A 20,107-nucleotide genomic window follows, 5' to 3' on the forward strand; every position below is an offset into this window, starting at 1 on the left:
GTGAAATAACATGGCCGACGTAATCCGTATTGAACGACTGAAGCGCACCTCGATGGTCTCCATCCACAACGGTATCGCCTATGTGGCTGGCATGTGTGGTAACAAGGGCGAAACCATTCAGGATCAGACCCGCGTTGCGCTTGAAAAGGTAGACCGTTGGCTCAAGGAGGCCGGAACCGACCGATCCAGGATTTTGCGCGCCACGGTCTGGATTTCAGATCAGAAGCACTTCGACGCGATGAATGAAGTGTGGGAGCAGTGGGTCGATCCAGAGAATCAGCCATCCCGCGCTGCAGGTGTCGTGCCGCCTGCGGCTCAAGGTTACGATGTCGAGATCATCGTAACGGCAGCAATCTGAGGGAGCTGCCTCCAATGCAGACCAATAAGAGCGGCAAGCTTACTGTTGCGGTGATCGGAGCTGGCGTCGTGGGCCTTTCCACGGCCCGCTGGCTGCAAAAAAAGGGATTGGATGTAGTCCTCGTTGATCCGACGCCACCCCTGCCAAGTGTATCGTTTCGCAATGCTGCGTCGTTCGGCAATGCCGCAACGGTTGCGCCGTCAGGAATTTTTCCCACCGCGGCTCCCGGAATTCTCTGGAAAATTCCCGGAATGTTGTTGCGTCGTGATGGGCCGCTTACGCTCTATTGGCGAGATTTTCTCGATCTCGCTCCATGGCTTGCTGCATTCCTTTCTGCGTCGCTACGCAGGCGTCAGGACGGGGCTATTTCCGCACTCGGTTCGCTGATGAAGGTGATAGAAGAGGGGCATGCGCCCTTGATGGGAGAAGTCGGTAACATTCGTTTCGGACGCGGAACGGGCTCGATCCATCTTTACCGCACGGAAGAGGAAGCGCAGAACGCCAAGAGGTCCAATGATCGGCGGCGTGCTGAGGGAATCGAAGCGCAATACCTCTCACAGGACGAAATAGCTGCCATGGAACCCAATCTCGCGCCGGGTTATATTGGCGGGACGATTTTTCCCGGTTGCTTTGTGATTGACAGCCCTGAAGCTTATTGCAGGGGCCTTGCCCAGATAATCCAAACGCACGGTGGCCGTTTCGTTGTGACGAAGGCCGAGCGGATCGAAAGCGGTATCGATGGCGTGCGCGTCCATACCGGAAGCGAGGTCATCTCTGCTGACCGCATCGTAATCTCGGCTGGTGCCTGGTCGCGTGGTCTTTCCAATCAGCTTGGCGACCGCCTCAACATGAATACAGAACGCGGTTATCACGTCGCGTTTGAACACAACGAGCCGCTGTTGACGCATCCGGTTATGTATCCGTCCGATGGGTTCTTCCTCACCCCGCTGTCTCATCAGATTCGTGCGGCAGGAACTGTAGATTTGGGCGGACTCGATAAGCCAGCACGTCAGTCACGCCTCGATGTTCTTGAAAATAAAGCTCGAAAAATGCTGCCTGCATTGGGCGACAGACAGGACACTTGGATGGGCTTCCGTCCCTCCACGCCTGACAGCCTCCCCTTTATCGGGCCATCCCGCAAGGATCCCCGCATCATCTATGCCTGTGGTCATGGCCACCTTGGACTGACGCTTGGCGGTATTACCGGCAAATTCGTGTCCGAGCTTATGACGGGTGATAAGCCGAGTATCGATCTGTCGCCATTCTCTCCCGCTAGACATATGTTGAGGCTGAACTCATGACTTTCTCTATCGCTCTTCGCTGTCAGAAAACTGAACAGTTCGGCGTTGCGGGCGCGACCTCTTCGATGGCGATGGGTGCCCGTTGTCTGTTTGTCAATCACGATGCCGGCGCTGTCATCACCCAGCACCGCACCGATCCGCGTCTGGGTTTGACGGCACTCCGTCATCTGAGAAGCGGTCTTTCTGCCCAGGAAACGCTGGACAAGATCGCAACTGCGCCCGGCATTGAATGGCGCGAACTTGCAATCGTCGATCGCAACGGTGCAACAGCATTGCGGCAGGGCGCTCATCAGGAGCCGATCTATGCAAGCGCGTCTGCTCTGGGGATCGTCGCGGTCGGCAATATTTTGAGGAATGATCAGGTTCCGGCCGCAATGGTGGCTGCGGCGCTTGAAACAAGCGACAAGCCGATAGCCGAGCGACTGCTGGCGGCGCTTGATGCCGGGCTGGAAGCTGGAGGCGAAATTTTCCCTTTGTCCTCAGTAGCGCTCAAGGTCGCTGAATATCCGGATTTTTGTTCGGTTGATCTGCGCATCGATCGGGCCGCCGAGCCGTTGGGAGAACTGCGCAACCTCTGGAAAGCCTACGAGCCGCAAATGGCTACTTTCGTAGAGCGGGTTCTGAACCCGGATTCAGGGGGGCGGGCAACCAACTCACTGGAAATTCTTTCATCCAAGGAGGCTAGACAATGAGAGTCACAGCGGTTCAAACGTTGATGGGGTTGTCGCCAGACGTCACGGTGCCAGCAGCAGAAGCGGCAATGGTAACGGCAATGCAGGCGGAGGATCGGCCAGACTTCCTTATTCTTCCCGAATACTTCAGCTATTACGGCCCTGACCAAAAGCGTTCGGTCGAACTTGCCCAGCCCTTGCGCGAAACGCCAGCTTTCCGGATGGTGCAGGCATTTGCCAAGCGTCACGACGTTGCGGTGCAGGCAGGCACGATCCTTGCGAAAATTCCCGGCGACCAGCGCGTCGAAAACGTCTCGGTCGTCTTTGACCGACGAGGTGAGGTCGTCGCCGATTATCACAAGATGCACCTGTTCGATATGGGCAATCTGGGCAGCGGTGCCTTCCGCGAATCCGACTATATCAAGCCGGGCAATGAAATTGTCACCTGGGAGTTGGAGGGTGTTACTTTCGGTGCCGCCATCTGCTTCGATGTTCGGTTTCCCGAACTCTTCCGCGCATTGCGGCTCAAGGGTGCCGAGATCATCACGCTACCTGCCGCCTATACCATGGTCACCGGTGAGGCGCACTGGGAGCTATTGGCCCGCGCTCGTGCTGCGGAAACGCAATGCCATTTCATTGCCTGTGGCCTTGGTGGCGCTGTGGTTGTCGATGGTCAGGAGAAGCGCTGCTACGGCCATTCCGTCATTGTCGATGCCTGGGGGCAGGTCGTGGCGCGAGCCGGGCAGGGTGCTGACATCATCACAGCTAGATTGGATATGGAAAAACTCCACTCAATTCGCAACAACATGCCGGTCATGAAACAGCGTCGTCTTATGAATGATGTAATACCCGGATTCTAGGACTCAACTCAAAAAAACACACGGATTTATCTGCCGCGCTTCTCCCCGGTGCGGCGGGGCAGGATTTTTGCGCGCTTTGTTCAGCCGATGGAAGACAGGTTTGGGCCGCGTATCATGGAAAGGTTTGAATAATAATGGAAAAGGTTAACACGGTAGTTGTAGGGGCGGGCCAGGCTGGCTTGTCGATGAGCGAACACCTGAGCAACGCCAATATCAGTCACGTTGTCCTCGAAAAGGGGCGAATTGCTGAGAGCTGGCGTTCAGCGCGTTGGGATTCGCTGCGGGCCAATGGTCCAGCGTGGCACGATCGGCTGCCTAGCATGAGAATCCCTGATATCGAACAGGATGTCTTTACGCCCAAGGAGAAACTGGTCGACTATCTCTCCAGTTTTGCGGAGAACACCAAAGCACCGGTTCGGACAGATGTTACGGTGCTTTCGGTTAGGAAGCTGCCCAAGAAGCAGGGCTTTCTTGTGTCGACGACGGCGGGTGATTTCGAAGCCATTAATGTGATCGCGGCGACAGGCCCGTTCCAAGTTCCGGTAACGCCCAGGGTCGTTCCTGAAACTGCCGACGTTGTCCAGATGCATTCGGTCGCCTACAAAAATCCGGACCAACTGCCCGATGGCGCAGTGCTTGTCGTCGGGGCAGGTGCTTCGGGTGGCCAGATTGCTGAAGAACTGGTTGATACCGGTCGCAAGGTTTATTTGTCATTGGGTCGGCACATCCGTCCGCCCCGTTTTTATCGCGACCGCGAAGGCGCATACTGGACAGGCGTGCTGGGTCGATGGGATACGGTCAACCGCGACAAGAATGTTCAGAATATCGCTCTCGCTATCAGCGGTGTCCATACCAAGATGCCAATCGACTATCGTCTGTTGGCTTCCAAGGGAGCCGTTCTGGTGGGCCGCACAGAAGGCTATAGCGATGGAAGGCTTATATTTGCGGGTGATCTCGCCAAGAACATTGAGGAAGGAAACAAGAGCTACCTCAATACGCTCGATGTGATCGATCAATATATTGAGTATAACGGGCTCGATCTGCCGGAATATCCGGATGCGCGCAATCTGCTACCTCCGACTGAATACGAGAAGAATGCTATCCTTGAGCTGGATCTGGCCGAGGCTGGTATCACCTCGATCATATGGGCCGCAGGCTTCAAGCGCGATTATAGCTGGCTTGAGCTGGATATCTTCGATGAGGACGGAAACCCTGTCCACGAGCTTGGCGTTTCCAAGGAACCAGGCATCTATTTCCTGGGCTTACCGTTCCAATCGCGGCGCCGGTCCAGCTTCCTGTTCGGGGTCTGGTATGACGCGAAATATATTTCCGACTACATTGCCATGATGCAGATGTATCACGACAAGTATAACACCTAACACGCGATTATGTTTTAGTGTTTCCTCGCGGTGATTAACCGCGAGGGCGCTTTGACTCTCTTAGAGTAGAGCCCAAGGATCTGTCATTATCAAAATCGCTGAGATGCCATAGGAATAGATGCTATTGATTGGATGAGAAGCAATGATCTGTGGCATGTGCCAAATTTGATATTAACGCCTCCACGCAATATATAATGAGCTGCAAACCAGTATTGTTACACCAAAAAACGTTATGTTGTCAGGCAACTCTGCGAAGAATAGCCAGCTGAAAAATGTAGAAGTGATGATTTCAATATAGGCGAACGGTGCGACAACTGAAGCCTCGCCATAGTGATAGGCTTTAATAATCAGATACTGTCCAGCAAGGCCAACCAAGGTCATTCCAACAGCCAGCATCCATTGAAATAGATCAAGCTCCTGCCAGAACACCAACATCAAGGGTGTTACCACGATAAAAGCCGAAAAATGCGTCTGGAAAGTCAGAGCTATCGGCACCACACTCTGCACCCCGCTGGTGCTCTTCTTGATTGCAATAACATATCCCGCCATCGCCGCACCTGAGATCAGAGCCAGAAGGCTACCTATTTCCAGCGCATGATGGGTTGGGCGGATGATGATCAAAGTGGCGGCAAAGCCAATCAGGAGAGCAACCCAGCGGGCGGCGTGCGCTCTTTCCTTTAGCAATAGACCCGAGAACAAGGTCACAAATAGCGGTTGAACAAAGCTGATCGCCACCGCATCTGCGATTGAGAGAAATTTCAGAGAACTGAAAAAGCAAACACCAGCCAGAACGCTGAAAAATCCGAGTCCGCAGGCATTCCACCAGCCTCGCGCTGGCGGAAGCATTGGATGACGACTCGCAATCATAAAGGGTACCAGAAAAAGAGTGCCGAGCAGCATGCGCAAGAAAATGACCTGCATCGCCGGTATTTGACTGGTCACCAGATATTTAGCTTGAACATCAATCATTGGAACAAGTGTCATTGCCAGCACCATCATCAAAATGCCGGATCCGTTCATATTGCTCTGGCGCGTGAGCGCCACATTCAATGACATGATGTTACCCGTCCCTCTGCGGAAATTTCCTGTGGGCTCGCGATACCGAGCCGAAGAAAACGCTCCACCTGTGGTCTATATGTTTCGTCGGCTGACGAGATTGTTGCGTCGACTGGGAATTCCTCAGTCGAAATAACGTGCAGCCCGGTCCTGAAAGCGATACCAGGTGCCCACCATAGGCAAGAACCATGGATTGCCGTTGTAGAAATATAGGCGCGGGAAATGGCTCCCGATTGTGCCACGATCTGAGTTGGGAACCCCTAACATATACTCGGCCATTCGGTGACCGAGATAAGTTTGATTGGATATACCGCCACCGTTACAACAAGACAGATAATAGATTCCGTCTTCCATCCGTCCGCCATGTGAACAGAAATCATAAGCGAAGCAAACATTGCCAAGCCAGCCGTGACTCAATTCTACGCCACGCGTTTCGGGAAAAGTGTGTTCCATGAAGGTGCGCAATCCGGCCGCACCCTGTTCCTCTGTGGAGTTGCGAAACCGCGCTCGCCCTCCGAAAAGAATACGTTTGCCGTCTGGAGAACGGCGGAAGTAATAAAGAATATGTTTTGTATCGCCCACCGCTCGATTATTGGGGATCAGGCGCTCCAACAAGTCGAAAGACATTTCCTCCGTAGCAATCATGTAGCTCTGTACCGGGATGGTTCGCTGGCGAAGCCATTTCACTTCCGGCCCAACATATCCGTTCAAACCCAACAGGATTTTTTCTGCTTGGATTTCCACTGTGGTTTCATTCTGGACATTCTCCAGAAACGCCACATGCCCTTCGCCGGATTTGCGAGCGCCCGCATAGCGCCAACCGGTAAAAATACGCACACCCAATGTCCGGGCGCGGTTAGCCAAAGCGCGGACATATTTGGCAGGATGAATGGTCCCTTGATCGTGTCGAACCATCGCACCGCGATAAATATCCGTCTTGAGCACGCTATGAATCTGCGTCTCGTCAAGGATTTCATACTTCGCCCGCTCTTGCGGGGCGAGGCTATCGCAAAAGGCCTTAAGCTTCGCCAGGTCTTTGCGTGAATGAGCGGCAGCGACACTTCCGGCAAGATTGAGGTCTATCGGATCTTGAAGAGTCTGCGCCCGTTTGATCATGAATTTCATGGATGAACCATAATCGGCCATGATTTCTCGTGCGCGCTTTTCCCCGAAACGGGCGGTTGCTTGAGTGAGTGTGAACTTTGGTGCATTTCCGATCTGCCCGCCATTACGCGAACTGGCTCCCTCGCCAATGCGCATGGCATCAACGACCATGATATTGGTCAGCCCGGTTTCCGCCAATGTGATTGCGGCCGACAGGCCTGTATAGCCAGAGCCAATGATCAGAACGCTGCATGATGTTTTGTCGAACGCCCGCTCGCCATGCTGCGGTTCGGCTGCTTCCCACCAGAAAGGCGTGGTCTTCATGATATCCTCTCCATCATAACCTGACATTCACTGAGACAGCACAGAGCGCTTAAACGCGGCTCTCCAAAGCTGAGCCGTTATTGGTTTGTTGTGAAATAGATCTTCTTGACTGTACTGGTGGTCTTCCAACTGCCAGTAAACCCAGGCTCCAGTACAACAAGATCGCCTGGACCAAAATATTTCGGCTGTTCGACACCATCCTCGAACAGCATGATTTCTCCCTCGAGAATATAGAAGGTTTCAAGCGTGCTTGCGTCGCGCATGACACGATGATGACCGGTCGTTGCCGACCACACTCCACTGGCTATTGGCCCGTCGAGCAAGGGCCAGGATCGAAACTGTGGTGCTCCCTCAAGTACAAGTGTTGGGTTGGGCTGGCTGGCCTCACCGGTTCCTAGATTTCCAGTTGCTGCTGATCTGAGTTTATTCATGCGTTCATTCCCCGTTTAGTTGAGCAAGATGCAGTCTTTGGCGTCGAATGCGATCAGTACTGGTGCATCTGTTGAGAGGGCCCCATCGCGCGCACTGCCGTAGGTCGCGATTGTGCGACCGTTTGGGAGAGAAACCGTATAGAGGACCCGATCCCCCGAGTATGTTGACGACGCCACAACACCGGAGAGCACGATGTCTCCGGTGGTTCGTGCTGTATCGGTTGGCAAGCCAAGCCGGATATCTTCCGGGCGCACGACCAGGTCTGCCCTGCCAATGCGGTCAGCAACCGAGCTCAAATACGTTCCGCTCACGGTAAACTCGGCAGCACTGAACTGTGGTCCTGAAGACGTGAGGCTGAGCGCACCTTCAAATATGTTCGACTTTCCGATGAAGTCGGCTACGAAGCGCGAGCCTGGTTTGCGATAGAGGTGGTGCCCGGTGTCGTATTGTTCGATATGGCCATGGTTCATGACGGCGATGCCATCGGACATATGCATGGCTTCTTCCTGGTCATGCGTAACATTGATAAAGGTAGTTCCAAGCCGATGGTGGATGTCTCGCAATTGATCCTGCAAGTCGATACGCAGCTTCTTATCGAGGGCAGACATGGGTTCGTCGAGCAACAGAAGGTCCGGCTCAAATACCAACGCCCGCGCGAGCGCCACACGTTGTTGCTGGCCGCCTGACAATTCATGTGGTTTGCGCCGCGCGAACTTGGTAAGCTGAACCAGCTCAAGCATGGCGTTGACCTGGCTGGAAATCTGATCGCGGCTCTTGCGGCGAACTTTAAGCGGATAAGCAATATTGTCGAAGACGCTCATATGCGGGAACAAGGCATAGCCTTGAAAAACGAGGCCAAAATTACGTTTTTCTGGCTTGAGTGAGGTGATGTCACGTCCCTCAAGCCGGATTTCACCGCTTGATACATCTTCAAAACCGGCCAGAATTTTCAGCAAAGTGGTTTTTCCGGAGCCGGATGGTCCGAGTAACGTCACAAAACTGCCTTTGGCGATGCTCAATGATATATTGTGCAGGGCCTGCATGGTCCCGTAAAATTTGTTGATGTTGCTGATATCGATGAAGGCCATGATAGTGCTCCGTTTTATCGGAAATTCAGTGTTTTGCCGGCTTTCCGAGCTGCTGTAACCAGTGCATCAGTGCGAGCAATGCAAAGCTGATCAGTGATAGCAGCAGTGCCACCACGACCAGTGTCGGCTGCAAGCGATCTCGCAGGCCAGAAAACAGCATAACGGGTAGTGTGGTGGATTCGGGGGAGGCGAGAAAAAGCGCTGCCACCACTTCGTCAAAAGAGGTTGTGAAGGCAAATAGAGCGCCAGCCATAAAGCCGGGAGCCGCAAGTGGTAGAGTGACTGTCATGAAACGGTGACGACGTGATGCCCCCAAAGAAGCGGCAGCCCGGTCAAGATCAGGATCGAGACCGCGCAAAGACGTCATTACCGAAAGGAAAACCAGAGGTGCTGCAAGAATAGAGTGGGCAAGCACTAGTCCCCAATAGCTACCGGACAAGCCTGCTCGACCAAAGGAATAGGCAAAGGCAACACCAATGACGATGCTGGGAACAATCATCGGCGACACGAAAAGCGCGGTTAGAATGATTTGCAGCCAGCGATTCAGAAGCATGACGCCAGTGGCAGCCAGCCCACCCACCAGCAGAGCTACAACGGTTGTACCGACCGCCACTTTTAGACTATTGAGAAATGATCGCGCCCACTGTTCCTGCGCAAAGACTTCATGGAACCATTTTAGTGAAAAGCCTTCCATTGGATATGTCAGGAATGAGCTTTCATTGAAAGCCAATGGCATGATCAATACCAGTGGAATGACCAGAAAAGCCAGCGCCAGCAACGTCGAAGTCCAGAAGATGAAGCGGGACATTAGAGGGCTCCCCCTCTGCGATTTGCAAGCCAGCGAAGCGCGCCGAAAAGGGAAACCATTATCAGAACGGTACCGAGAAGCAGTACGGAAAGCGCTGAGGCCATACCCCAGTTTAGGGCACGCTTGACGAAGTCTGCGATATAGAATGACAACATCTGGTCTTTCGGGCCGCCCGTAAGCGCCGGTGTGATGTAAAAGCCAAGAGCGAGAATGAACACCGTTCCAACTGCCACTCCAACGCCGCGCAGGCTTTGCGGAAAATAGACGCGCAGAAAGGATTCTACCGCACCTGCACCGAGACTTCGCGATGCATCTACTTGCGACTTCGGGATTGTGCGCATCACGTTCATCATTGGAATAATGGCGAATGGAAGCAGGACATGTGTCATGGCAACGATCACGCCGAAGCGATTGAAAATCAGTTGTAGCGGTTCATCTATCAGGCCGGTCCAGAGGAGAAAGGTGTTCAGGATGCCGGATGTCTGCAGTAGGATCACCCATGCAGTCGTGCGCACGAGGATCGAAGTCCAGAAACTCATCAAGACTGCAACGAGGATAAACGTGGCCATTCTACGTGGAGCGTGTAGCGCGGCATAGGCAAGCGGGTAACTGATCAGCAAGGTGACGAGGGTGACCTCAACCGCAATGGTCAGCGTGCGACCCATGATCTGAAGATATATATCGTCGCCACCAGCCTCAAGTCTGCCTTCTTCGTTCACTCTGAAGCCGGTGGCCCTCTCAAAGTGACGCAAGCTGATCCTGTCGGAGTTTTGTGCTATTACTGTCCAATATTTTTCTTCGTTCCAACGCGGATCAAAGTCGGTCAAACTAGGAAGATCGGCTTTTATCGTATTGGCGGCACGGGCTGTCTTTAGAAACAGCGTTCGGAAACCGCTCAGTTCCTGATTGAGTTCGCGGGCGACTGCGGCTTGCTGGCTGGCGTGCATCGCTCGCATATCGGTCACAAGTGCTGCAGCCTGGGCATTGCGATCATGACTGTCCGCGCGGTTGAAGTTTATCAGGCTGCCTGACAGTTCTCGATTGTCGAGACTGAGCGAAATGACCGAGCCTATCGGCACCAAGTAGAGAAATGTATATAGGACGAGCGGGACAGCAAGGCAGACAATAGCTGCCAATCCGCTGCCGCCCGGTTTGCGGGACGCTGCAATCATTCTGCTCGCCTTTTTGGATATTTGTTCCGGCGGATCGGCCGCCGGAGGCTCTCAACAAGGAGTATTTGACTGACTGGAGTTTATTGTGTCGCCCAACGGTTCCAACGTTCTGTCAGGTCATCCAGATGCTCTACCCAAAAAGTATCGGAATAAAAGGCCGCATCCTTGACATTGTCCGCAGCAGGCAATTCTTTCAGCATTTCCGGTGTTAGAGATTCCGCCGCTTTGGTGTTGGACGGGCCATAGGGCATCAGAGATGAGAATTTTGCCTGGTTCTGAGGGTCGTTGACGATTTTGAAGATATCGTTGATCTTGTCCTTGTAAGGCGAGCCCTTGACCATCGCCCAACCATCCATGTTAACCAGATGGTTCTTCCAGACAAATTCAATGGGCTTGCCTTCCCGCTTAGCCATGACCGCGCGGCCATTATATCCGGTGGACATGGCGACATTATTGCTGGCAAGCCATTCTATGGGCTGTGCGCCCGATTCCCAAAATTGCAACAGGTCCTTGATTCTGTCGAATTGCGCAAATGCCCGATCCACTCCTTCTGGCGTGGCCAGTACTTCATAGACCTTATCTGGGGCTACGCCATCGGCCATGAGAGCGTATTCGAGGTTCATGCTAGGACTATTGCGGATACCACGTTTGCCGGGAAACTTTTCGCGATCGAAAAAGTCCTTCCAATCAAGCGGCGGCTGAGGAAACGCTTTAGAATTGTAGGCATAACCATTTCCTATTACCACATTGCCGACACCACATGGCGTTGCGGCCCCCGGTAACAGATTGCTCTCACCAATCGCTTTCCAATCAAGTTCTTCCAACAGGCCTTCGTCACAGGCGAGTTGAAGCTCCGAGCCTCCCATGATGAGAAAATCCCAGGTAACATTGCCGGTATCTACCATGGCCTTGATTTCAGCCAGTCCGCCAAGGTAGGTCGTCTCAACTATGTTGACGTCCAATTTCTCCGCAATGGACTTGAAATAGGCCTCGCGCTGAGCATCTTGATAATTCCCACCCCATCCGGCGATGGTTAGGTCTCTTGCCATAGCAGTGGCAGAGACGGATGTCATGACGGCGCAAAGTGCTGCAATCCTGATAGCTCTCATGATGATTCCTCCCAAAATCCCGAGATACTGTTCCCCACGTTCGATCGGCCTGAATAGAGATGTTCTTGATTGCGATCCGCACGTGTTATGTTAAAATTATGACTGTATTAAAATTTTTGTCAAATATTTTTAATACAATTAAATTGATTGGTGTATTAATGAATGCAAAGATTCAGTCTTTGAGAGGGTGGCATATGTCGACAGAACTGAGTGTCATGGAATCGCAAAGCGATTCTATTCAGGTTGGTGAAACTTTGCGGCTTCGTCGCCAGATGCGGGGTATGTCGTTGAAGCAGGTGGCTGAGCCCGCCGGGATATCCGTAGGCATGTTGAGCCAGGTGGAACGCGGATTGGCTGCTCCCTCTATCAAGACCCTCAGGGCCATTTGTTCTGCGATGGATATGCCCGTCAACTGGCTTTTCCATCGGGACAACAACCCCGAAAATCAGGCCAACGAGTTTATTGTACAGAGCAATAGCAGGCGCTCTTTGACCTATAATGATGGTGCACTAATCAAAGAATTGCTGACACCTGACACCCAGCCGCAAATTCAGATGCTTCGCTTTCTGATGGAACCGGGTGCGGATTCGGGCGAACCCTATTCCAATGCTGATGGGGGGAAATGCGGTCTGGTGCTTCGGGGGACACTCGGGTTGGAGCTTGATGAAAGGCAGTTCGTTATCAATACTGGCGATAGTTTTGCGTTTCCTGCTCGGTCCATGGTTCGGTTCTGGACAGTAGGCGAAACCACGTGCGAGGTTATTTGGGTGGTTTCTCCCGCGACCGTTTAGGTCGCTGGAGTGTTTGCATTTAAGTCTATAGCGTATGGAAAACCGATCTATCTAAATTCTCTTGTTTTCAGACAAGATTAAGCCCTTCTGAACCAGTGTATCATGTGTTTCTGCACAGATTTGCGATAGATGTTTTACGAGAGATTCAGAACTGGCAACGATTGGCCGGTTGAAGGGGCTGAGGACAGACAGCACAAAATCCTGGGCGGGTAAAAAGGGTTTCAAGACCAGGCCTTGCTGCTCGTAGCTGAGCGCTGTGAGGGGATTGACGATAGAGGCACCCAAGCCTTTCAGAACCAATTCGCATACACCGCCGGCAGACTGTGACGACAGGAACAGGCGACGCTGCGTACCCGCCATATCGAATATGCGTTCCACGCTGAGCCGATAAGGATCTCGCGGGCCGAGGCTTATAAAGTTAATACCTTCAAAATCGGCTGGTTCGAGGAAGTTCCGGGTTGCGAGCGGATGCTGTGGAGGCAAAACGGCGACGAGCTTGAAAGTCCACAGAATGCGAGCATCGGCATCGCGCTCCGTGTAGACGTCCTCGATCAATCCGATATCGAAGTTGAAGCCTGAAATGCTTGATTGATTGCGTGGGTCGACGGTGCTGATTTGCAGAGTTAAATCACGATGGTCTGCATTCAATCGCTTAACCGCCTCCGGCAATATAGTCAGTGCAAAGGCTGGCAGAGAGGAAACCGTCAGGATTTCCTCCGAGGCCTCCCGCAGGCGATCAATAAAGCCGTTGATTCGATCCAGGCCAATGAATGAAGCCTGCACTTCCTCAAACAGTTTGAGCGCCCTTGCCGTCGGTACCAAGCGCTGCAAACGTCGTTCGAATAGACGAAATCCAATATGCTCTTCCAGTCTGGACAGCTCGCGAGTGATGGTGGGTTGGGATGATCCAAGCGCAGCGGCAGCTGCCGTGACGGTGCCAAATTTCATCGTGGCGCGGAAAATTTCTACTTGACGAACATTGATATGGTTTTTCCGCGATTGCATGGGTTTCTCGCTTTAATTGCGCCGTCTGGCCGCTACTTCATATCCAATATGCATGAACTTCTAATAAGTTTTCTATATCAAATAAAAAATTTCCTTGGCTAAATCAGAACAGAACAAGGGGATAGAAATGAATACTACAACTCTCATCTCAACGTCCCATCCGGCGGAGCGTGCTTTGGCAGACGCACTGGCATCGACCGGTGGAGCGCTCGATGAAAGCCAGGTTGGTGTTGCAGCCTGCATCTACAACGCAACATTGCGTTCGTGCGACCCTGGCCCCTTCCTCCAATCGCCATGGTATGGGCATCAGGCTGACAAGCTGATTTATCCGGCAAGCGTTATCAAGCTGTTCTTTCTGGACGCTCTGGCGGCATTTCGTGAGGACGGCGTGATTGCGGAAGATGAGGAAGACGATCGCGCTGCTGCACAGATGATGGCGATTTCTTCCAATGAGGCCACTGTTTACCTCGTTGGCCGTCTAACAGGAGCGGATGACGGTGCATGCCTGCAAGGCAAAGCGCTTGAAGACTGGTGCGCCGCGCGCCACCGCGTCCAGCAATGGTACGATTCACAAAACCGTATGGAATTTGCGGGCATCAATGTCTTGCACGGTACCTACGAAGACAGTCCCTATGGGCGAGCCAGACAAATCCGCAATGGCCAGAACGGCAATCTGCTTACACCTTTGTCGGGTGCTGCACTATTGCACGACATCGCGCGCGATGCCCGTCCGCGATCAAAGTGGATGATGGGGTTGATGAATCGCGAATTTCAGCGGCATCCGAACGATGCTGAGCCGGAAGGGGATCAGGTTCGCGGCTTTCTGGTTGAGGGCTTGCCGCCTGAAGTGATGACCTGGTCGAAAGGTGGGCATACGTCCTGGACCAGACATGATCTGGTTTATGGGGAGACGCCGGATGGCAAAAGTTTTGTCTTGTTCGTCATGTGCGACAGCAAGTGGGCGGCAGACGACAAAACCTTCCTTCCCACATTCGCGAAGCGCTTTCACGAATATGCGTTTCAAAGCTAAGCAAAGATAAAATCAATCAAACATAAGGGGAAAAGATGAATTATCGCTCGATTATCAAGGCGGCGCTGTTGGGCGCGGCATTGTCGGTGGCTGTACCAGCGTTCTCTGCTTGGGCCGATGCCCCCCAGTCCGGTGGCACATTACATCTGGCGGCGCCCTATGGCGCAGCTCTCAAGAGCCTGGATCCGCATGCGACCTATACATCGCAGGATATGGTCGTCTCCAAGGCGTTTCATCGGTCCCTCTATACGTGGGATTCGGAAAAGAACGCGCCGGCACTCGATCTTGCCAGGTTGGTAAAGACCAGCGAAGATGGCAAGACGTTCACTTATGAACTTTTCGACAATATCTATTTCCACAATGGCCGCAAACTGACGGCGGACGATGTGGTGTGGTCTTACACGCGTATCATGGACCCCACGAAAGGCTATCCGGGGGCGGTACAAGTCGGAACACTGGCTGGCGCGCAGGAATATGCGAAGGGTGAAGCCAAGGAAGTCAGCGGCATCAAAAAAATCGACGACCGCACCTTCTCTTTGACATTCAAGGATCTCGTCGATCCCGGAACGCAGTTTTTCGAAGCCATAACGGCGATTTTGCCAAGGGAAGAAGTGGAAAGCGGAAATTTCCTTTCTCATCCCGTGGGGTTAGGGCCATTTAAATTTGAAAGCCATGTCGAGGGTTCCAAGATTTCCGGCAAGAAATTTGATAAATATTTCAAATTGGGCAAACCCTATGCCGATGCGATTGAATTTACCATTTCCGGTGATAATAGCGCGCTTGATATGGCTTTCCGTGCAGGTGAGCTGGACGCCACCGTTCTGTCGGAAAATGCCTATGTTCTCTACAAGGCCGATCCTGAACTTTCCAAAGGTCTGATCGAACTTTCAGAAGTCTTCACGCGGCATATGGGCATGAATACCGAGAAGAAGCCTTTCGACGATGTGCGTGTGCGTCAGGCAATCAATTATGCTGTTGATCGCGATATCATCATCCGCAAGCTTCTCAAGGACAAGGCGTACAAAGCAACAGGCTGGTTACCGGCCACTGCCGCAGCTTTCGACAAGGAGCGCGCACCTTATCCCTACGATCCGGCCAAAGCGAAGCAACTGCTGGCACAAGCAGGCTATCCGGACGGTTTCGAGGTCACGATCTCGGTGACGGAAGGAACTTCGAGCCTTGGAGTTTTGGAAGCAATGATGCCGTTTCTCAAGGAGGTAGGCATTACTGCCACGGCAAAGGTCGTGGATTCCAATACGCTTGTTGACGAAATGGATCAGGGTAAAGCAATGGCCTGGTTCCGCTCAGCGGGGACAGGCCCGGATTCGCTCAATGCATTGCGCTGCTTCGATAGCCGCGTAAGCCGTTCTGGCTGCAATCGCAGTGCGTTCAAAGATCCGGCTTACGATGCGATCCTCGATGAGGCGGCAGCCGAAGCGGATCCAGCCAAACGTGTGGAACTGTTGAAAAAGGCTGACGGCTATATTTTCGAAAAAGCGCCCGTTTGGTTCAACAATTACAACAAGGCTGTAGTGGCAACCCAACCATGGATTCATGGTGTCGACGCAAACGTGACCGAAGCAGCAATTATCGAGGTAGATTCGCTTTGGCTCGACGATAATGCTCCTGGCAGGCAGTGAGTCAGAATAGCCCAGCACCGTGCACCCGAAAGGATGTGCGGTGCCAGACTGCCGGGATAAGCGAAAGCGCCTCTCGAATGTCGTTCGAATACAGCGTTCAGAAGTGAATGCTTTCAGCGCTTTCGGTCCGTGCGGTCGGAGTGCGCTCCAGACACAATTATGGATATTCTTATGTTGATGGTGATTGGCAGACGAATGCTGCAATCTCTGGTCACGGTCTTTGCTGCAATAACGTTGATTTTCTTTCTATTCAGCGTGATGCCCGGCACGTTTGTGTCATCCCTTGCAGGTGATAAACGTGACATTGACCCAGCGGTTGTGGAACGTATCGAAAAAGAACTGGGGTTGAAAGACCCCCTGTTAGAGCGGTTCGGCAAATATATCACCGGACTTGCAACTGGCGATCTCGGGAAGTCATTCTCCACGCAGCGCCCGGTCACGGCCATGTTGTCTGGCCGAATTGTCGCCTCGTTCAAGCTTGCCGTTGCCGCTATTTTCTTTGCCATCATCATTGGCTTGCCGCTAGGCTTTTTGGCAGCGGTGCGACAAGGTACCTGGCTTGATACAACGGCTATGATAACAGCTGTATCGGGTCTGTCTTTGCCTGGTTTCTGGTTCGGCTTGCTGGCGATGTATTTCGTCTCGCTGAAACTGGGACTGTTGCCTACCTTCGGTTATGGCAACGGCAATCTAAAGAACCTGATACTGCCAGCTCTGGCTCTTGGCATTGCTCCGATGGCGCTTTTGGCCCGCACGACCCGCGCAGCCGTTCTCGAAACCATGAATGCCGATTTTGTTCGCACTGCCAGATCAAAAGGTAATTCGGAATTCCGCATTGTGACCAAGCACATGGCGCGGAATGCATTCGTTTTGATACTGACAACGATCGGCTTGCAGTTCGGTTCGATGCTAGGCGGATCGGTGGTCATCGAAAATCTCTTTGCCTGGCCGGGGATCGGTTCGCTGCTTACGCAGTCGGTCTCCATGCGTGACATTCCAACGGTACAGGGCTGCATTCTTGTGATCGTGCTCTTCTTTCTCATCATCAATACGCTTGTCGATATCGCTTATCTCGCGATCGATCCGCGCATCCGATATCGGTGATCGCTTATGGAAAAGCGTCCTCTGCAGTTATTCAGACATTTCGATCGGGACAGGCGGTATTCATGATACGCTCCAATCTTCTCATAGGGCTCACGATATTCGTGACCATTGTTCTGGTAGCACTCTTCGCGCCATGGATTGCCCACTATGATCCGGTCTCCAATTCCAATCTCCTTTATGCCGAAGAAGCACCAAGCGCGCAGTTCTGGTTTGGTACCGATGAGCAGGGCCGGGATATTTTTTCGCGCATCGTCTATGGCGCGCGTATTTCGCTGATGATCGGGCTTGCCATTCAAATGATGAATACGTGTATCGGCGTGTTGCTCGGTCTCTCAGCGGGCTATATTGGCGGCTGGTGGGACGAATTCGTCCAAGGCCTTACCAATTTGATGCTGTCAATTCCCACCATTGTCTTTGCACTGGCACTGATGGCCGTGCTTGGACCTGGGCTTTTGAGCTTGTTGATTGCGCTCGGTCTGACGGACTGGGCCTATAGCTGCCGAATTTCACGTGCGCAGGTTCTAACCCAGAAATCGCAGAATTATGTGCAGGCAGCCCGCACGCTGGGTTTCAACAAGCTTTACATCATGATGCGGGAAATTCTGCCCAATATCGGTGGACCTTTGATCGTGGTCGCCACGATGGGCATTGGATCGGCAATTATGGCGGAAGCATCGCTGTCATTTCTAGGACTGGGCGTCGTTCCGCCAGCACCGAGCTGGGGGGGCATGTTGGCGCGTGCTCGTGAGCAGTTGATGGTGGCGCCATGGGTAGCCATTTTCCCAGGAATGGCGCTGTTTATTACCGTTCTCGGCTTTAACATGCTGGGCGATGGACTGCGCGACCTGCTGGATCCTCATGGGAGGTCAAAGCGCTGATGACCGACAATTCAATTTTACAGGTCGATGATCTCTCGATCGCGCTTCGGGCCAAAGGACGCACGTTCCCGGCGGTCAGCAATCTGGATTTTTCCATCCGGTCTGGCGAAGTATTTGGGCTGGTCGGGGAATCCGGCTGTGGCAAAAGTCTGTGCGCGCTGACGATCGCGGGATTGCTGCGCGAGCCGATGAATGTGACCCAGGGAAGAGTTCTTCTGGAAGGCCAGGATATTGGTCGTCTGTCCAACAAGGATCTGAGGCGTTTGCGGGGTGACCGCGTCGCCATGATCTTTCAGGAACCGATGACCTCGCTCAATCCCCTGATGACGATAGGCGATCAGATCGGCGAGATGTTCGTGCTGCATAAGGGGATGAATCCCCGTCAAGCTCGATTGAGGGCCATTGAGGCTCTGGAGCAGGTCCAGGTTCCAAGCCCGGAGCGACGCATCAAGGATTATCCGCATCAGTTATCCGGTGGCATGCGCCAGCGGGTCATGATCGCCATTGCGCTGGCATGCGACCCTGCGCTGCTGATCGCCGATGAACCGACCACTGCGCTGGACGTTACGATTCAAGCAGAGATTGTCGAATTGATCCTCGACCTGTGCACAGCGCGGGGCACCGCAGTGCTCATGATCTCCCATGATCTGGGGCTGGTGGCGCGTATGTGCGACCGTGTTGCTGTTATGTATGCTGGCCACATTGTCGAACAGCGCCCTGCAAGCGAAATCTTCACGGACCCGCGCCACCCCTATACGCGTGGCCTCGTCGCATCTCTTCCTCGTCTGGGGCGGCGTTTGGAGGAAGGGCGGTCGCGACTGACAGAAATTAAAGGTGTCGTTCCAGGTTTGATGGAACGTGACATGGGGTGTGGCTTTGCTTCGCGTTGTCCGCGGATCAGCGATGAATGCCGTGGGGCTATGCCGCCGCTCACTCCCCTCGACGCACAGGGCTCGATTAGGTGTTTTCATCATGATTGAACTGAACTCCGATCTGGTACCTGCAGCCGGTAACCTCAATGAAAATCCAGAGGAAGTGCTGGCCATTCAGAATCTTCGCGTCCACTATACGGTTCGCGAAAACTTCAGGAAAAAGACCTTGAAGGCGGTCAATGGAATCTCGTTGTCCATCAACGCTGGTGAATGCCTGGGGTTGGTGGGGGAAAGCGGTTGCGGGAAATCTACTCTTGCGAGCGCAATCATGGGGCTTGTTCCGATCACCTCCGGTTCCGTACATGTTCTGGGTCACGATATAGCAGCGAATGTGCGGAACGACCCTCTTACCCAAGCCCGCAGCGTGCAGATGGTATTTCAGGACCCGTTTGCTTCATTGAATCCACGCCGTACTGTACGCGAAGCGCTTGCCGCCCCTTTACGTCTCCATGGCATGAAGGACAAGGCTGAGATCGACGCCCGCGTGGTCGATATGCTGAGCAAGGTCGGCATGAAACCTGATGCGGCAAACCGTTGGCCGCATGAATTTTCCGGCGGTCAGAGACAACGCATCTGTATCGCGCGCGCCTTGATCGTACAGCCGAAACTTCTTGTTTGTGATGAACCTGTATCGGCACTCGACGTTTCCATCCGTGCCCAGATAATCAATCTTTTGCTGGAATTGAAAGATGATCTGGGCATTGCGCTCTTGATGATTTCGCACGATCTGGGTGTCGTTGAACACATGAGCGATCGCATCGCAGTGATGTATCTTGGCCGTATCGTTGAGGAAGGCATCTGGAGCGATATCTTCACCAAACCGCTGCATCCCTATACGCAGGCATTGATCGCTTCGATCCCCGACCCCTTGGCTCCAACTGCTGGTAAACGCCGCATGCGAGGCGAGGCTCCATCGCCCCTCAACCCTCCGCAAGGTTGTGCCTTCAATCCTCGTTGCCCATCGGCATTTGTTCCGTGCCGCTCTGGCGATATTCCCGTTTTCACCAATTCGTCGGGCAGCTCTTTCCATCGAGCACGCTGTCACTTGTTAGAACAAGGCTAAGA

The 20,107-nt window shown here is 53.2% G+C and carries 20 protein-coding genes; 12 read left to right on the top strand and 8 right to left on the bottom strand.

Translation table 11 applies throughout. The annotated features are described in order from the left end of the window. The first annotated feature begins 10 nt into the window (after positions 1 to 10). From F9K94_RS07880 to F9K94_RS07900, 5 genes are all read left to right on the top strand, one after another. Positions 11 to 358 carry a RidA family protein gene (locus F9K94_RS07880; protein ID WP_151644715.1) on the top strand — a complete coding sequence of 116 codons (348 nt, stop codon included), beginning with the start codon at positions 11 to 13 and terminating at the stop codon, positions 356 to 358. A gap of 14 nt (positions 359 to 372) precedes the next feature. Then, positions 373 to 1,659, top strand: a complete 1,287-nt coding sequence (locus tag F9K94_RS07885; protein ID WP_151644717.1) for an NAD(P)/FAD-dependent oxidoreductase — start codon at positions 373 to 375, stop codon at positions 1,657 to 1,659. Continuing rightward, positions 1,656 to 2,351, top strand: a complete 696-nt coding sequence (locus tag F9K94_RS07890) for a DUF1028 domain-containing protein (protein WP_151644719.1) — start codon at positions 1,656 to 1,658, stop codon at positions 2,349 to 2,351. The genes F9K94_RS07885 and F9K94_RS07890 overlap by 4 nt, the downstream gene beginning before the upstream one ends. After that, entirely contained in the window at positions 2,348 to 3,190 is an 843-nt protein-coding gene (locus tag F9K94_RS07895) for a carbon-nitrogen hydrolase family protein (RefSeq protein ID WP_151644721.1), read from the top strand. The genes F9K94_RS07890 and F9K94_RS07895 overlap by 4 nt, the downstream gene beginning before the upstream one ends. 134 nt (positions 3,191 to 3,324) lie before the next feature. Beyond that, positions 3,325 to 4,569: a flavin-containing monooxygenase gene (locus F9K94_RS07900; protein ID WP_328593542.1), complete on the top strand. Its 1,245-nt coding sequence runs from the start codon at positions 3,325 to 3,327 to the stop codon at positions 4,567 to 4,569. A gap of 171 nt (positions 4,570 to 4,740) precedes the next feature. Here F9K94_RS07900 and F9K94_RS07905 read toward each other — a convergent pair whose 3' ends face one another. From F9K94_RS07905 to F9K94_RS07935, 7 genes are all read right to left on the bottom strand, one after another. Next, entirely contained in the window at positions 4,741 to 5,625 is an 885-nt protein-coding gene (locus F9K94_RS07905) for a DMT family transporter (protein WP_151644725.1), read from the bottom strand. Positions 5,626 to 5,748: 123 nt separating this feature from the next. After that, positions 5,749 to 7,053, bottom strand: coding sequence for an NAD(P)/FAD-dependent oxidoreductase (locus F9K94_RS07910; RefSeq protein WP_192799470.1), 1,305 nt, complete (start codon positions 7,051 to 7,053; stop codon positions 5,749 to 5,751). 77 nt (positions 7,054 to 7,130) lie between these two features. After that, complete coding sequence (locus tag F9K94_RS07915; RefSeq protein WP_081104495.1) at positions 7,131 to 7,484, bottom strand: cupin domain-containing protein; 354 nt, start codon at positions 7,482 to 7,484, stop codon at positions 7,131 to 7,133. 15 nt (positions 7,485 to 7,499) lie between these two features. Continuing rightward, complete coding sequence (locus F9K94_RS07920) at positions 7,500 to 8,573, bottom strand: ABC transporter ATP-binding protein (protein WP_061346825.1); 1,074 nt, start codon at positions 8,571 to 8,573, stop codon at positions 7,500 to 7,502. Positions 8,574 to 8,598: 25 nt separating this feature from the next. Next, on the bottom strand, positions 8,599 to 9,381 hold the full coding sequence (locus tag F9K94_RS07925; RefSeq protein WP_151644729.1) for an ABC transporter permease: 783 nt from the start codon (positions 9,379 to 9,381) through the stop codon (positions 8,599 to 8,601). After that, positions 9,381 to 10,553, bottom strand: coding sequence for an ABC transporter permease (locus F9K94_RS07930; RefSeq protein WP_151644731.1), 1,173 nt, complete (start codon positions 10,551 to 10,553; stop codon positions 9,381 to 9,383). The genes F9K94_RS07925 and F9K94_RS07930 overlap by 1 nt, the downstream gene beginning before the upstream one ends. Before the next feature lie 80 nt (positions 10,554 to 10,633). Further along, the gene (locus F9K94_RS07935) at positions 10,634 to 11,662 is read right to left on the bottom strand and encodes an ABC transporter substrate-binding protein (protein WP_151644733.1); all 1,029 of its coding nucleotides are present in this window, start codon (positions 11,660 to 11,662) and stop codon (positions 10,634 to 10,636) included. A 65-nt stretch (positions 11,663 to 11,727) separates the two neighbouring features. Here F9K94_RS07935 and F9K94_RS07940 point away from each other — a divergent pair, with 65 nt between their 5' ends. After that, the gene (locus tag F9K94_RS07940; protein WP_235920592.1) at positions 11,728 to 12,453 is read left to right on the top strand and encodes a helix-turn-helix domain-containing protein; all 726 of its coding nucleotides are present in this window, start codon (positions 11,728 to 11,730) and stop codon (positions 12,451 to 12,453) included. A gap of 51 nt (positions 12,454 to 12,504) precedes the next feature. On the opposite strand, the gene F9K94_RS07945 is transcribed toward F9K94_RS07940, so the two are convergent. Beyond that, complete coding sequence (locus tag F9K94_RS07945) at positions 12,505 to 13,458, bottom strand: LysR substrate-binding domain-containing protein (protein ID WP_151644735.1); 954 nt, start codon at positions 13,456 to 13,458, stop codon at positions 12,505 to 12,507. Between the two features lie 127 nt (positions 13,459 to 13,585). Between F9K94_RS07945 and F9K94_RS07950 the strand changes: the two genes are divergently transcribed. The 6 genes from F9K94_RS07950 (at position 13,586) to F9K94_RS07975 (ending at position 20,105) form a co-directional block, all read left to right on the top strand. Then, positions 13,586 to 14,488: a serine hydrolase gene (locus F9K94_RS07950; protein ID WP_151644737.1), complete on the top strand. Its 903-nt coding sequence runs from the start codon at positions 13,586 to 13,588 to the stop codon at positions 14,486 to 14,488. Positions 14,489 to 14,523: 35 nt separating this feature from the next. Beyond that, positions 14,524 to 16,128: an ABC transporter substrate-binding protein gene (locus tag F9K94_RS07955; RefSeq protein ID WP_151644739.1), complete on the top strand. Its 1,605-nt coding sequence runs from the start codon at positions 14,524 to 14,526 to the stop codon at positions 16,126 to 16,128. 171 nt (positions 16,129 to 16,299) lie between these two features. After that, positions 16,300 to 17,232, top strand: coding sequence for an ABC transporter permease (locus tag F9K94_RS07960; RefSeq protein WP_061346880.1), 933 nt, complete (start codon positions 16,300 to 16,302; stop codon positions 17,230 to 17,232). A gap of 62 nt (positions 17,233 to 17,294) precedes the next feature. After that, a complete protein-coding gene (locus F9K94_RS07965) occupies positions 17,295 to 18,110 on the top strand; it encodes an ABC transporter permease (protein WP_061346818.1) in 816 nt (271 codons plus the stop codon). Further along, a complete protein-coding gene (locus F9K94_RS07970) occupies positions 18,110 to 19,090 on the top strand; it encodes an ABC transporter ATP-binding protein (RefSeq protein WP_151644741.1) in 981 nt (326 codons plus the stop codon). The genes F9K94_RS07965 and F9K94_RS07970 overlap by 1 nt, the downstream gene beginning before the upstream one ends. Then, positions 19,083 to 20,105 carry an ABC transporter ATP-binding protein gene (locus F9K94_RS07975; protein WP_151644744.1) on the top strand — a complete coding sequence of 341 codons (1,023 nt, stop codon included), beginning with the start codon at positions 19,083 to 19,085 and terminating at the stop codon, positions 20,103 to 20,105. Before F9K94_RS07970 ends, F9K94_RS07975 begins: the two co-directional genes overlap by 8 nt. The last annotated feature ends 2 nt before the right edge of the window (positions 20,106 to 20,107 follow it).

The organism is Brucella tritici, from assembly GCF_008932285.1.
Lineage (GTDB): Bacteria > Pseudomonadota > Alphaproteobacteria > Rhizobiales > Rhizobiaceae > Brucella > Brucella tritici.